The organism is Pseudophaeobacter leonis (assembly GCF_002087335.1).
GTDB classification, from domain to species: domain Bacteria; phylum Pseudomonadota; class Alphaproteobacteria; order Rhodobacterales; family Rhodobacteraceae; genus Pseudophaeobacter; species Pseudophaeobacter leonis.
This window is the reverse complement of the sequence record NZ_MWVJ01000090.1, coordinates 1-14,372: the sequence shown is the minus strand read 5'-3', so window position 1 is coordinate 14,372 and position 14,372 is coordinate 1. Positions and strand designations below refer to the sequence as shown.

At 59.7% G+C, this 14,372-nt stretch carries 9 protein-coding genes and 4 pseudogenes; 7 read left to right on the top strand and 6 right to left on the bottom strand.

What is annotated here, in order from left to right; all coding sequences use genetic code 11:
- Both ilvD and B4968_RS17870 read right to left on the bottom strand, forming a co-directional pair.
- The coding region (gene ilvD, locus B4968_RS17875) for a dihydroxy-acid dehydratase (RefSeq protein ID WP_083100742.1) at positions 1-1,532 on the bottom strand (1,532 nt) is incomplete at its 3' end.
- A gap of 26 nt (positions 1,533-1,558) precedes the next feature.
- A pseudogene (locus tag B4968_RS17870) lies at positions 1,559-2,881 on the bottom strand (benzoate/H(+) symporter BenE family transporter).
- Between the two features lie 144 nt (positions 2,882-3,025).
- Between B4968_RS17870 and B4968_RS17865 the strand changes: the two are divergent.
- The 6 genes and pseudogenes from B4968_RS17865 (at position 3,026) to B4968_RS17840 (ending at position 8,154) form a co-directional block, all read left to right on the top strand.
- Positions 3,026-3,589: a helix-turn-helix domain-containing protein gene (locus B4968_RS17865; RefSeq protein ID WP_083100741.1), complete on the top strand. Its 564-nt coding sequence runs from the start codon at positions 3,026-3,028 to the stop codon at positions 3,587-3,589.
- A gap of 115 nt (positions 3,590-3,704) precedes the next feature.
- Positions 3,705-4,559 (top strand): DMT family transporter, encoded by an 855-nt coding sequence (locus B4968_RS17860; protein WP_083100740.1) that lies wholly within the window; start codon positions 3,705-3,707, stop codon positions 4,557-4,559.
- Between the two features lie 43 nt (positions 4,560-4,602).
- Positions 4,603-5,079 carry an SsrA-binding protein SmpB gene (smpB, locus tag B4968_RS17855; protein ID WP_083100739.1) on the top strand — a complete coding sequence of 159 codons (477 nt, stop codon included), beginning with the start codon at positions 4,603-4,605 and terminating at the stop codon, positions 5,077-5,079.
- A gap of 321 nt (positions 5,080-5,400) precedes the next feature.
- The gene (locus B4968_RS17850; protein WP_083100738.1) at positions 5,401-5,949 is read left to right on the top strand and encodes a hypothetical protein; all 549 of its coding nucleotides are present in this window, start codon (positions 5,401-5,403) and stop codon (positions 5,947-5,949) included.
- A gap of 168 nt (positions 5,950-6,117) precedes the next feature.
- Positions 6,118-6,972 (top strand): 3-mercaptopyruvate sulfurtransferase, encoded by an 855-nt coding sequence (gene sseA / locus B4968_RS17845; RefSeq protein WP_083100737.1) that lies wholly within the window; start codon positions 6,118-6,120, stop codon positions 6,970-6,972.
- Positions 6,972-8,154: pseudogene (locus B4968_RS17840) on the top strand (amino acid aminotransferase). Before sseA ends, B4968_RS17840 begins: the two are co-directional and overlap by 1 nt.
- Positions 8,155-8,313: 159 nt before the next feature.
- Here the strand turns inward: B4968_RS17840 and amt are convergent.
- Positions 8,314-9,637 (bottom strand): annotated as a pseudogene (gene amt / locus B4968_RS17835) (ammonium transporter).
- A 23-nt stretch (positions 9,638-9,660) separates the two neighbouring features.
- Complete coding sequence (locus tag B4968_RS17830) at positions 9,661-9,999, bottom strand: P-II family nitrogen regulator (RefSeq protein WP_083100736.1); 339 nt, start codon at positions 9,997-9,999, stop codon at positions 9,661-9,663.
- A gap of 279 nt (positions 10,000-10,278) precedes the next feature.
- On the opposite strand from B4968_RS17830, the pseudogene B4968_RS17825 reads away from it, so the two are divergent.
- A pseudogene (locus tag B4968_RS17825) lies at positions 10,279-12,542 on the top strand (transglycosylase domain-containing protein).
- Between the two features lie 183 nt (positions 12,543-12,725).
- Here B4968_RS17825 and B4968_RS17820 read toward each other — a convergent pair.
- Both B4968_RS17820 and B4968_RS17815 read right to left on the bottom strand, forming a co-directional pair.
- Positions 12,726-13,313 carry an MlaC/ttg2D family ABC transporter substrate-binding protein gene (locus tag B4968_RS17820; protein WP_083100735.1) on the bottom strand — a complete coding sequence of 196 codons (588 nt, stop codon included), beginning with the start codon at positions 13,311-13,313 and terminating at the stop codon, positions 12,726-12,728.
- A gap of 3 nt (positions 13,314-13,316) precedes the next feature.
- Positions 13,317-14,078: an MlaA family lipoprotein gene (locus B4968_RS17815; protein WP_083100734.1), complete on the bottom strand. Its 762-nt coding sequence runs from the start codon at positions 14,076-14,078 to the stop codon at positions 13,317-13,319.
- Positions 14,079-14,372 lie beyond the last annotated feature (294 nt).

Genomic DNA, 14,372 nt, shown 5'->3' with positions numbered 1-14,372 from the left:
AGGGCGCAGTCTTTGCCCAGACCTTTGGATTTCAGGTAGGAGGTTGGGTAGAGCATTTCCTGCATGCCGGGGCCGCCGCGCGGGCCTTCATAGCGGATCACCACCCCATCACCCGCCTTGACCTTGCCGGTCAGAATGTCGCTGACCGCGGCATCCTGGCTTTCGCAGACATAGGCCGAGCCGGTGAACTGCAGGATGCTGGCATCAACGCCGGCGGTTTTTACGATACAGCCGTCCAGGGCGATATTGCCAAACAACACGGCAAGGCCGCCATCCTGGCTAAAGGCATGTTTCTTGGAGCGGATGACGCCGCCTTCGCGATCGGTGTCCAGCTCTTTGAAACGGTTCTCGGTAGAGAAGGCCGGCGTCGTGCGCACCCCACCCGGAGCCGCCTTGAACAGCTGTTCCGCCTCGGGGTTGTTGGCGACCTTGATGTCCCATTTGGCAATGGCTTCGCCCATCGAGGCGGAATGAACGGTGGCGCAGTCATCGTGCAACAGGCCGGCGCGTGACAGCTCACCCAAGATCGAGAAGATGCCACCGGCGCGGTGAATGTCTTCCATATGCACATTTTCGATGTTGGGTGCGACCTTGCACAGGCAGGGCACCTTGCGGCTGAGCCGGTCGATGTCGTCCATAGTGAACTTGATCTCGCCCTCATGGGCAATCGCCAGCAGGTGCAGCACCGTATTGGTCGACCCCCCCATGGCGATGTCCAGGCTCATGGCGTTCTCAAAGGCCGCAAAGGTGGCGATCTCACGCGGCAGCAGGCCTGCCTCATTGCCCTCGTAGTGACGTTTGGTGATCTCGACGATTTTGCGGCCGGCCTCAAGAAACAGATGCTTGCGGTCCGCGTGCGTCGCCAGGGTCGAGCCATTGCCGGGCAGCGCCAGACCCAGAGCCTCGGCCAGACAGTTCATCGAGTTGGCGGTGAACATGCCAGAGCAAGACCCGCAGGTAGGGCAGGCGTTTTCTTCGATGTGCTTGACCTGCTCGTCGGTCATGGTTTCGCTGGCGGCGGCAACCATGGCATCAACCAGATCGATCTTTTTCATATCAAGGTCGGCGATGTCGATCTTGCCGGCCTCCATCGGGCCACCGGAGACAAAGATCACCGGGATATTCAGCCGCATCGCGGCCATCATCATGCCCGGCGTGATCTTGTCACAGTTGGAGATACAAACCATAGCATCGGCGCAGTGGGCGTTGACCATGTATTCCACCGAATCCGCGATCACTTCGCGCGAGGGCAGCGAGTAGAGCATACCGTCGTGGCCCATGGCGATACCGTCATCCACCGCGATGGTGTTGAACTCTTTTGCCACGCCGCCGGCGGCCTCAACTCCGCGGGCACCCATCTGGCCCAGATCTTTGAGGTGCACGTGGCCGGGCACAAACTGGGTGAAGGAGTTCACAATGGCGATGATCGGCTTGCCGAAGTCATCGTCCTGCATGCCGGTGGCGCGCCACAGGCCGCGGGCACCCGCCATGTTACGGCCGTGCGTGGAGGTTCTGGATCGGTACCATGGCATCTGAGCTGTTTCCCTTATCTTTGCCCTCAGACACACGATTTGCGCAATAAACGCAATATCCGGGGGCGGTATTTGGTTCTTTTGTCTCTGTGAGACCTCTTGTCTGCGGGTATTTCTAAACAAAGCGACGTGTTTTCGTGGCCGCCAGGCACTGGTCTGTAGAGGCTGCCGGTTTTCTGCGGGTCTATTGGCCCTGACGATTGAACAGGTGATTCACCACCAGACCCAACCAGCAGTGCCCAAAAGGCCGCACCTATTCCGAAGAAACTGATGCCTGAAACGGCGGTCATAAAGGTGATGAGGGCGGCTTCACGGCCGCGCGCGTCCTGCAGCGCCTGTGACAGGCTGTTGCCGATGGTCGACAGCAGCGCAAGACCGGCAACACCCGCGATGAGCGCTTTGGGGGCGATCAGGAACAGGCTGATCACCGTGGCGCCGCCAAGACCGACAAGGCAGTACAGCACACCGGCGCTGGCGCTGGCCAGATAGCGCGTTTTGGGGCCGTCATCGGCTTCGGGGCCTGCGCAGATGGCGGCGGTGATTGCCGCGAGGTTGAAGGCAAAGCCGCCAAAGGGAGCCAGAAGCAGCGATGCAACCCCGGTGACTGTCAGGCTGGCAGAGACAGGCGGGGTGTAGCCCGCGGCCCGCAGGGTGACGACACCGGGCATGTTTTGCGAACACATGGTCACAATATAAAGCGGCAGCCCAACGCCAATCAGCACCGGCAAAGAAAACGCCGGGCGCACCGCCTGCGGCAGGGTCAGGCTGGTGTTCAGCTGTGCCATGTCGCCAAAGCTGCCGCAGAGCCCGGCCCAGAGACCACCGGCCAGCAGAACTCCCAGAATGGTGTAGCGTGCAAACCACAGACGTCCGGCCAGAAAGGCCAGTCCCATCACCGCGACCAGAGACGTGTCCTCGTTGAGGGCGCTAAAAGCCGACAGGCCAAACTGAAACAGGATCCCGGCCAACAGGGCATTGGCCAGACTGTCGGGCACAAGGCGGGTCAGACGTTCAAACCAGCCCGTGAGGCCGGTGAGGGTGAGCAGCAATGCACAGAAAACAAAGGCACCGACGGCTTGCTAAAGGGGCACATCTTTGAGGCCCACCGCCAGTAGCGCAGCACCAGGTGTCGACCATGCGGTGAGCACGGGGATGCGAAACCACTGCGACAGTGCAAGGCTGGTGACCCCCATGCCTAACCCCAGCGCCATAAGCCAGCTATTGGCCTGGGCCTGTGTCGCCCCCACGGCCTCGATGGCCTGAAAGATGATGGCGACCGAACTGGTATAGCCGACCAGAACCGCAACGGCACCGGCCGCCAGATGCGATAGTTTCAGCTGCGACAGCATTTGGGGTGTCCTTTCGGTCTCTCTGCGCTAGGGTAGTGTGCGTTATAGCGCACACTACGCTCTGTGCGCTATAACGCACAAGATCTTTTTTTAGACGATCCTGACCGGATCCTTTTCCTGAATGTCCCCTGTGGAGCACGCAACATGACCGAAGACACCATCGGGCTTAATCTGCGCAACATTCGCGCGGCCTCGGGTATGAGCCTGTCAAAGGCAGCGGCGGCAACCGGGGTCAGCAAAGCCATGCTGGGCCAGATTGAGCGGGGCGAATCCAGCCCGACGATTGCGACCTTGTGGAAAATAGCCAAGGGCTTTCACCTGCCGCTGTCCCGGCTTATTGGCGAGCCCGTCCCGGAGAAGGCAGCAGAGAGTGCCACCTTCAGGACAGTGCAGTTTCCCGGCAGCATCGCCGTGAAAATCGTGTTTCCCTTTGATCCGGGCCTTGGGGCGGAGACTTTTCAGATCAGTCTGAAACCGGGCCAAAGCCATGTTTCGCAGCCGCATGAGACCGGGGTCTGTGAAGAGGTGTTTGTGCTGCAGGGAGAGTTGGAGGTGTTGCGCGCGGAGCAGTGGGTTGCGTTGAAAACCGGCGAGGGGCTGCGGTTCAAAGCCGACCAGACGCATGGCTATCGCGCTGGTGCCCAGGGTGCGGCATTCCTCAATATGCATCACTATCCGCGTCATGTCGGGGCAGCTGACATCGCATAGGCGGCACTTGGGTGGCACTGTTTTTTGCCTGGTAAACAGCTTGCCCCTTGTCGGCAGGAATGTGGCCGCCTACCAAGACCTCAGAGATCATAGCATGGGCGCAGGGAGAGACCGGATGGAGACACTGCGCGGCAGCTTGCTGATGGTTCTGGCCATGGCGACCTTTGCTTTGGAAGACATGTTTATCAAGATCGTGACGCGGGAATTGCCCGTGGGGCAGGTGCTGATTTTGTTTGGACTTGGCGGCATGGCGGTCTTTGCTGCTCTGGCGCGTGCGCAGCGTCAGCCTCTTTGGCATCCGGGTTTTTGCACGCGGCCGCTGGTGGCGCGTGCGCTGGCAGAGGTGACGGGGCGGCTCGGCTATACCCTGGCGATTGCCCTGACACCGCTGTCCACGGCCTCGGCGATTCTTCAGGCCACACCGTTGGTGGTCGCGGGCGGCGCGGTGGTGCTTTTTGGGGAACGGGTTGGCTGGCGGCGGTGGCTGGCCATCGGGCTGGGCTTTGTCGGGGTCTTGCTGATCCTGCGCCCCGGTGTGGGGGGCTTTGAGGCGGCCTCGCTGTTTGCCGTTGTTGGCACGCTGGGGTTTGCCGGACGAGATCTTGCGACGCGGGCAGCGCCCAAATCCATGAGCAATCTGCAACTGGGGCTGTTTGGTTTTGCCATGCTGGTGATTGCCGGCGGTATGGCGCTGGGCTGGACTGGTGGAGCCGTCAGGCCCAGTGGCGAGGCCTGGCTGTATCTGGGGCTGGCCACTGCCATTGGCGTGATGGCCTATAACGCGCTTACAGGCGCAATGCGGCACGGAGAGATCTCGGTCGTGGCGCCGTTTCGCTATACCCGGCTGGTCTTTGCCATGGCGCTGGGCGTTGTGGTCTTTGCCGAAAGCCCCGATACGCTGCACCTGCTGGGCAGTGCGGTGATCGTCAGCAGTGGCCTCTTCACCCTTATCCGCAGCTCCAAACGCTGAGTCATCTTGCGCCCGCCCGCACAGGCGCTTACATCTGCCTGCCATGGCCCAGACGAAATCAGACCCGAATTACAAAGTGATTGCCGAAAACCGCCGCGCGCGGTTTGACTATGCAATTGAAGATGACGTGGAATGCGGCATCATTCTTGAAGGCTCGGAGGTGAAAGCACTTCGCGAGGGCGGAACCAATATTGCCGAAAGCTATGCGGCGGTTGAGGATGGCGAGCTGTGGCTGGTGAATTCCTATGTGCCGCCCTATTCGCAGGCGAAGATGTTCAAACACGAAGAACGTCGCCGTCGTAAGCTGCTGGTCTCGCGCAAACAGCTCTCGGAGATGTGGAACGCGACACAGCGCAAGGGCATGACCCTGGTGCCCATCGTGATGTATTTCAATCACAAGGGCCGCGCCAAGATCAAGATCGGTATCGCCAAGGGTAAAAAGGCGCATGACAAGCGCGAGACCGAGGCAAAACGTGACTGGTCACGCCAGAAGAGCCGCCTGCTGAAAGATCACCGCTGATCTCGCCACGGGTCTGATCCAACACGACGCGCCACTTCCCATATTTCGAACCGGCACAGTCTTTCCGGCGGGGAGAGGCTGACAGCATGGCTGCGCTGCGCCTGACACTGGAGCGGCTGGCGTGGTGGGGCAGCGCAGGCACCTGCAGAAGAAAGCAGGCTCCTGCAAAAGAAAGCAGGCAGCTGCGGGAGGAAAATGGGGCTTGCGTATTCTGATTGTTTTTGTCAGGTACTGCGCAGCCCAGTCAGATTGATCCCATGTGATCCCGCCCGGCCTCTTTTTTGTTCAGCCAAATTCGGCCACCGGGCCAAAGGACACCCCATGACGAGCACCTTGATCAGCGCGAACAGCTCCCGGTCGCAGGACGACCCAAAAACACAGGCATCACAGGCAGCCGACAGAATCGCGCTGTCTTTTTGCGATCTGGATGAGTTTGAAGAGGGCCTCTTGCCGGTTTTGCGCCATTTCATGATGAGCCTCGCTGAGCCTGAAAGGCAGAGCTGGCAATTTGCCTATAAAATTGCCGCTGAGCGCTGGGGAGAGACGCTGGGGCTGCCGGTGGCCAATGCTCTGTTTAAGCTGATTCAGTTCACGAGCAAGGCACGCCGGGTGACATTCAACGCCATTGATCCGCTGGCGATCGAGGATCGCGGCTTTGTCACCCGGGACGAGCGGGCCTTTTTGCGCATGCTGCACCATAGGGGGCGTGATGAGACCGGTCGCGCCCGTGACGCGGTGGCTGATGTGTCCGCCTGCACCATGGATCCGGATGTGATCCGCGCGGGCCTGTCCTTTGCGGATCGGTTTCCTGCCGGCGACAGAGCCTCGAAGTATAGCCCAGGCCGCCCGCATCTGCAGCTGGTGCGCTAGGGCGGAAGGCCCTGAAGGCTCTGCCGACACACAGAGGTGACTGACCGGCGTGACTTACGGGTGTGAACTACGGGGGCAAGAGATGCCGGGAACCCGCCCCACCTCTCTTGCGACTCCGAACTCTGGGTAGTACGCATAGGCGCAATGGCATGTGCGGGGAGGCTTTTGATGCGCGACGATCCAAAAACACTTGTATCCACCGAGTGGCTGGCCGCTCATATGAAAGATCCGGACCTGCGGGTGCTGGATGGCTCATGGTATCTGCCGCAGGAAGAGCGTGACCCCAAAGCGGAATATGACGCCGCTCATATTCCCAATGCGCGGTTCTTTGATATCGACGATATCTCTGCTCATCGCTCAGAACTGCCGCATATGGTGCCTCCGGTTGAGAAATTCATGTCGCGTCTGCGCGCCATGGGGGTTGGCGATGGGCATCAGGTGGTGGTCTATGACGGCGCTGGTCTGAAATCCGCCGCCCGGGTCTGGTGGCTGTTTCGCCTGATGGGGCAGAGCAATATCGCGGTGCTGGATGGTGGTCTGCCCAAATGGGTTGCTGAGGGCCGCGAGACCGAGGATCTGCCACCGGTGATCCGGGATCGTCACATGACGGTGCGGGTGCAAAATCACCTGGTGCGCGATGTGACGCAGGTCTCCTCTGCGGCCAAGCTTGGCGACCACGAGATCCTTGACGCCCGCGCCGCCAACCGGTTTCGCGGTGAGGTGCCAGAGCCCCGTGCCGGTCTGCGTGCGGGCCATATTCCGGGCTCCAAAAACACACCATACACCGATTTTCTGCAGGCTGACGGCACTCTGAAAGAGGACGACGCCCTGCGCGCCATCTTCACGGGCGCCGGTGTTGATCTGAGCAAACCTGCGATTACCACCTGCGGGTCGGGCGTCACCGCCGCCGTCCTGAGCCTTGCGCTGGAGCGGATCGGTAAAACCGATCACGCGCTCTATGATGGCTCTTGGTCGGAATGGGGTGCCTTCCCGACCCTTCCCGTTGCAACCGGAGAGAACTGATGTTCGAAACCCTGAAGCCGCAGCCAGCTGACAAAATCCTGGCCCTGATGCAGATGTTCCGCGAAGACCCGCGCGACAACAAGATCGACCTCGGCGTCGGTGTCTACAAAAACGCCGAAGGCCTGACGCCGGTGATGCGTGCGATCAAATCCGCCGAGCACCAGCTCTGGGAAGAGCAGACCAGCAAGTCCTATGTTGGCCTTGCTGGTGATCCTGCCTATTCCGATGCCATGATCAAATTGATCCTGGGCGGTGTTGTGCCGCGTGAAAATATCGCAGCGGCCGCCACGCCCGGCGGCACCGGTGCCGTGCGCCAGGCCTTTGAGATGATCAAAATGGCCAACCCTGCGGCCAAGGTGCATGTTTCTGACCCGACCTGGCCCAACCACGTGTCGATCCTGAAATATGTTGGCATCGAGACCGTCACCTACCGCTATTTCGACCGCGAGACCCGTGGCGTCAATTTTGACGGCATGATCGAAGACCTGAAGCTGGCCGCCAAGGGCGATGTGATCCTGCTGCACGGCTGCTGTCACAACCCCACAGGCGCCAATCTCAACGAGGCCCAGTGGCAGGAGGTCATTGCCCTGATGAACGCGCGCGGCCTGATCCCGATGATCGACATTGCCTATCAGGGCTTTGGCGACGGGCTGGAAGAAGATGCGCTGGGCGTGCGTCTGGTGGCCTCCAGCTGCCCCGAAGTGCTGATCGCGGCCAGCTGCTCGAAAAACTTTGGTATCTACCGTGAACGCACCGGCCTTTTGATGGCCCTGTCGCAGGATGCCTCGGCGCAGGTCTTGAACCAGGGCACTCTGACCTTCCTCAACCGGCAGAACTTTTCCTTCCCGCCGGATCATGGCGCGCGTCTGGTGACCATGATCCTCAACGATGACGCGCTGCGGGCTGACTGGCAGGCAGAGCTGGAAGAGGTGCGGCTTGGCATGCTGGGTCTGCGCCAGGATCTGGCCAATGAGCTGCAACGCCTGTCGGGCTCTGCGGTTCTCCTTTATTGCCCAGCACCGTGGCATGTTTTCGCTGTTGGGAACCACGCCGGATCTGGTGGAGAAAATGCGGGTTGATAACGGTATCTACATGGTGGGCGACAGCCGGATGAACATCGCGGGTCTGAACTCTGCCACCATACCTGTGCTGGCCAAGGCAATCATCGACGCAGGCGTCTGATTACAGACACCTGAAATTTCTGAACTGACACAGCGCGCCCCTTGGGGCGCGTTTTCTTTTGTCTCGCCAGCGCTGTCTTGTGGTGGGGCGCAGACAAGCAAAAACGCGACCCCGGGGGGGCCGCGTTTCTGTAAATCAGTTTGGAGTATCAGGCAGTGTTTAGCCTGCTTTGAACTCAGGATAGGCTTCCATGCCCAGCTCTGCCATGTCGAGACCGGTGATCTCGTCTTCTTCGCTGACGCGGATGCCCATGGTTGACTTCAGGATCAGCCAGACCACGCCGGAGACGATAAAGGTGAAGGCACCGATGGCAACAAAGCCGGTGATCTGGGTCATGAACGAGGTGTCGGCGGTGTAGAAGGGAACCGCAAAGGTGCCCCAGAGACCGGCAACCAGGTGAACCGGGATGGCGCCAACAACGTCATCGATCTTCAGCTTGTCGAGCAGTGGCACAACAAAGACCACGATCACGCCACCAACAGCACCAATCCAGAGTGCGCCAAACAGGGTTGGGTCCAGCGGGCCTGCGGTGATCGAGACCAGACCGGCCAACGCGCCGTTCAGGGTCATGGTGAGGTCGGGCTTTTTGAACATGACCTGGGTCAGGATCAGCGCGGTGATTGAACCAGAAGCCGCCGCCATGTTGGTGTTGGCAAAGATGCGGGAGATGTCTGAGATGTCACCCACGGTGCCCATCGCCAGTTGTGATCCGCCGTTGAAGCCGAACCAGCCGAGCCACAGGATAAAGGTACCCAAGGTCGCCAGCGCCAGGTTCGAGCCGGGCATTGGGATGGTCTTGTCGCCTTTGTATTTGCCGATACGGGAGCCCAGGATCAGGGCACCTGCCAGGGCTGCAAAACCGCCAGCTGCGTGGACCACGGTAGAGCCGGCAAAGTCAGAGAAGCCCATCTCGGACAGGAAGCCGCCGCCCCACTGCCAGGAAGCACCGATTGGGTAGATGACACCGGTCAGCACGGCAACAAAGATCAGGAAGGGCCACAGTGTGATGCGCTCAGCCAGGGTGCCCGACACGATCGACGCTGTGGTGGCGCAGAACATCAGCTGAAAGAAGAAGTCAGAGCCAACAGAGGCATAGTCCAGCGAGGCGTCTGCAGCAGCAAGGCCAACAGGCTCTAGCGCGGTGGGTGAGAAGGCGCCAAGCAGGCCAGAGATCGACCAGGCGTCACCGGGGTACATCAGGTTAAAGCCAACCAGCCAGTACATGATGGCCGCGATTGAAAACAGCGCGATGTACTGGGTTAGCTGCATGGTCACGTTCTTGGAAGCGCACGAGGCCCGCTTCAAGCATGGCAAAGCCAGCCGCCATCCAGAACACCATAAAGCCGCCAATAAGAAACAGCAGGGTGGTAAAGATATAAGGGGTGATATCAGCAGGGGCTGCGGCTGCGGTCTCCTGTGCCAGAGCCAGGCCCGGCAGGGTGGTCAGCGCCAGGGCTGACAGAGAAAGAGAGAGTTTACGCATCAGTTTTCCTCCAAATGCGGCGCTTAAAGCGCGTCTTGATTGGTTTCGCCGGTGCGCACCCGCAGGGCGTGCTCTACGTCGATAACAAAGATCTTGCCGTCACCGATCTTGCCGGTGCGGGCGGTGCTGGAAATGGTTTCAACCACCTGATCTGCAAGAGTGGCGGGCACCACGATTTCCAGTTTCAGCTTGGGGACAAAGTTCACTTCGTACTCAGCGCCACGGTAGATTTCGGTATGGCCGGCCTGGGCGCCAAACCCTTTGATTTCGGACACCATCAACCCCGAGACGCCGATGCCTGTCAGTGCTTCGCGGACGTCCTCCAGTTTGAAGGGTTTGATGGCAGCGATGATCATTTTCATTTCGACATCCTTTCTGGGGGGCACCTGTCACCGAAAGCATTGGGGGGCACCCGCGTATTTGCACCTGCAGAAAAACTGAGGCGCCGAGTCGGGGGAACCGCAGCGGGGGCTTTGCAGGCGTGGCAGTTGGCGTCAGGTTTAAAAAAGATGCGAAAAATTAGGCATGCGCCTATATTTTGGGCGTTCAGCAAATGATAATTCCCCATAAACCGCCTCTCTACAAAGGCAGGTGAAGGCGCTAGACTGATAAAAACGGGCAAACCGGGCAGGATTTTCAAGATGGCGCAGGGATCAGGGCGACGGCCGCTGGTGGCGGACAAACGCTATGCAAAAAGCAGCAAGAAGGGGTCAGCCAAGGGGCGTGGCGCCAAACCGGCTGGCGGCTTCTTTGGTCTTTTTTCCGGTCGGGCCAAACCTAAATCCGCCGCTAGCCCGAGATCACAGGCCAAACCACAGGCCAAATCGCAGGCCAAATCCAAACCGGCGTTGAAATCCCGCAAACGGCCAGCCCGAAAACCCCGTGGGCTGATTGGCACCCTGCTGGCGCCGTTTCGCTGGCTGTTGCGGCTGATCTGGGGCTTCAGCTGGCGGGTTGGGATGATTTGCATCACGCTGGTTGCCATGGCTGTGGGCTATCAGAACCTGAAACTGCCAGAGGTCGCCGATCTGCTTGACGGGCGCGCACGCGGCTCTGTCACCCTGCTGGACCGCGAGGGCGAGGTCTTTGCCTGGCGCGGCGATCAGTTTGGCGGCGTGGTGCGGGCAGACACCGTCTCGCCGCATCTGAAAAACGCCATCGTCGCACCGAGGACAAACGGTTCTATCGCCATTTTGGCATCTCGCCGCGCGGCGTGGCCTCGGCGGTGCGGATCAACCTCAGCGAAGGGCGCGGCCCCCTGTCCGGTCATGGTGGCTCTACGATCACCCAGCAGACTGCCAAATTGCTCTGTCTTGGCCGGGTCTATGACCCGGATGACTGGGACAATGAGGCCGCCTATGAGAAGGATTGCCGTCAGGGCTCGCTGTGGCGCAAGGCCACCGAGGCGATCTATGCGCTGGCGATGGAGACCAAATACAGCAAGGACGAGATCCTCTCTATCTATATGAACCGTGCCTATATGGGCGGCGGCGCCTATGGGGCCGAGGCGGCGGCGCAGCGCTATTTTGGCAAATCCGCCAACCAGCTGAGCGCGGCAGAAGGCGCCATGCTTGCCGGGCTTTTGACGGCTCCCTCTTCTCTGGCTCCGACCAATAATCTGCAGCGCTCGCAGGATCGTGCGGCAACCGTGCTGCGCCTGATGCAGGAGCAGGGCTATCTGAGTGTCGCTGAAACCCAGGCAGGACAGGAGGCTCCTGCGCAGCTCAGCTCGGCTGCGGAGGCGCGCGCTGGCGGCTATTTTGCCGATTGGGTCATGGACAGCGTGCCGAACTATTTTGGGGTGAAAACCACCGAAGATGTGGTGATCCGCACCACCATGGATCAGCGGCTGCAGACGGCCGTCGAAGAAGCGGTGACCTATGTTTTTGAAAACAAGGGTCGTGAGGGCTCAAAAGCCCAGGCGGCGATTGTGGTGATGAGCGCGGATGGCGCGGTTCGGGCCATGGTTGGCGGCCGTAAAACCCGCGTATCAGGCGTGTTCAATCGCGCCACCCAGGCCAAACGACAGACGGGTTCGGCCTTTAAACCCTTTGTCTATGCCACGGCGCTTGAGCTGGGGTACTCGCCGCTCGATGTGGTGCTGGACGCACCCTATTGTCTGGATGTTCCGGGTTCCGGTGAGTGGTGCCCAAAGAACTATACCCGCAAATATTATGACGAGGTCACTCTGACCCGAGCGCTGCGCGACTCTCTCAATATCCCGGCGGTGAAACTTTCCGAGGCGGTGGGGCGTGATCTGGTACGCCGCGTGGCCAGCGATTTTGGCATCGACAATGCCATGGCCGAAGGGCCTGCCCTGGCGCTTGGGGCGTCCGAGAGCACTCTGCTGGAAATGACCGGCGCCTATGCCGGTATTCTGAATGGCGGCTCTTCGGTGACGCCTTACGGGGTGAACGAGCTGCGTTTGGTGACAGATAATGTTGCCCTGATGGGGCGTAGCGGTGGCATGGGAGAGCGGGTTATCCGGCCCGAGGCTGCACAGCGACTGGTCTGGATGATGGAGAAAGTCATCTCTGAGGGCACGGGTCGGCGGGCACAGATCCCCGGGTGGCAAGCCGCAGGCAAAACCGGCACCACGCAGGCGGCGCGGGACGCCTGGTTCATCGGCTTTACCGCAGACTACGTTGCCGGTGTCTGGATGGGCTATGATGACAACACCCCGCTGAGCCGGGTCACAGGCGGCGGCCTTCCGGCCGAGATCTGGCAGGAAGCCATGGTGCGGGTGCACGCCGGCCTGACCCCAAAACCGCTGCCGATGCTGGCGCCAGACCCCATTGCCGCGCCGGTGCAGCCCGCCCAGCCGCGCCGCGAACGGAACAAGCCGGGACAAGAGCTGGGCCGTGCTGTCAACGGATTGCTGCGGGATATATTTGGCCGGAACTGATCAGGCTAGAATTGATCAGGCCAGATTATACAGGTCAGAATTGATCCGGCCTGACAAGAGGCCAGACAAGAGACCTGTACCTGTCTCCCAGAACGGCAAAAAGGCTCCCGCTGGGGAGCCTTTTAATGTGTCAGTCATAACCCTGTCTCGCAACGCCAGGCTGGCCCGCGAAACAGGCTAGCCTCAGCTCTGACGCTTCAACTCAGCGATCATGGTGTCGATATCGCCTTTGTTGCGATCCAGAATGGCACCGATCTCGGTCCGTTCAGTCAGCAGCAGGTTCACCCCTTCAATGTACATATTGAAGAAAAGATCCTTGCCAGAGCGATCAGAGACCAAAAAGGTCACTTCAAAGGGGGACTGACCCTTCAGGTGGGCGATGGTGCTCACCTCGTACCACTTCTTCACGCGCTTCACGCCGGTGACCTCAAGGCTGCCGCCAATGAATTCGCGAAAGCGCTTGCCATATTTGCGCGAAATATAGGCCTGGAACGCCTTGGAGAAGTCTCTTTTCTGCGACGATGTCGCGCGCCGGGCATCAACCCCCAAGGCATAGGCCGCAATATAGGATGTGTCGCTGTAGCGCTTGAAGATGCGTTCAAACTCCCGGAACATGCCGTTCTCGGACTTGCCCGATGCGATGACGCTATTGATGTCGGTGACCAGGCTGTTGATCAGCGTGCTGGCGCCGTTTTCATTCAAAGCCCAGAGAGCACCGGGCGCCAGGGCTGCACTCGCGGTGAGGCCGGTCAAAAAGCTACGACGATACATCTTTTAAAATCCTTCGGTATTCAGTTCAAAGGGGTCGATCTCACTGATTTCGGCGCTTTCCCCCAGCTCGAACCGGCGGTTCTGCAGATAGAGCAGGCGGGCCTGAGCATAGCTGTCAGCACTCTCATAGAGAAGCGAATCTATGGTATCGGTATATCTGCCACGGTCTCCCATGCGACGCACCACTTCAGCGATTGGGCTGATGTTATGAGCGGGATTGTTCCGAGCGTATCCAACGGGGTTGGTAAAGAAGTCGACAACAATACCTGTGGCATCTCTGGCGGTAGAGGGGCCAAAAACCGGCAGTTCCACATAGGCGCCTTCGCCGACGCCCCAAACGGCAAGGGTTTCACCAAAATCGGTATCGCCCACCGGAATATTGAACTCTGATGCAGGATCCGCGAGGCCAAGAAAGCCGATCGTTGAGTTCACAGCAAAGCGGAACATAGCCTGTCCGGCTTCTTTTGGGTTGCCTTGAAGCAAGGCGTTGATCGCCTGACCGGGCAGCGACAGATTTTCCGAGAAATAGGCAAAACTGTTGACCATTGGCTCGGGGACAATCGCCACATAGCCTTTTGAGGCCGGCCGAAACGCAAAGCGGTCGACCACAAGGTTGAGGCTGTGAACAGCCCGGTTGGTGTTCTCGTAGGGATCAAAGATCTCGCCAGACGCCTTTGCCTCGGGGCTTTGGGTGGCACAGCCCGCCAATGACAAGATCACAGCCAATGCAGCAAAGACAGAACGAGGTGTGGTGAAAATTTGCATTCGGAGTGTGATCCACTTGAGTCGCTATTTTAGAAACACGAACATTCTATTTAGTGAGAAACCGGCGGTTTCCCAGTTCAGCAGCAAATTTGTTTGCAGGTTTGTGACAGATTCGGAACAGGACGCGCCAAAAGGGCACTATGTGGCGAAGGGTTTACTATGTCGCAGCCCGATTGAACAGGTCATGCACCGGCAAGGCTGCAAAAATTTCAGCCCTACCCTGCGCCCATAGGCGGGTCCCGGCCGGTCTCTGCAGCCCCCAATCTCAGGCCGCGCGCCCTGAAGCACCCCGGG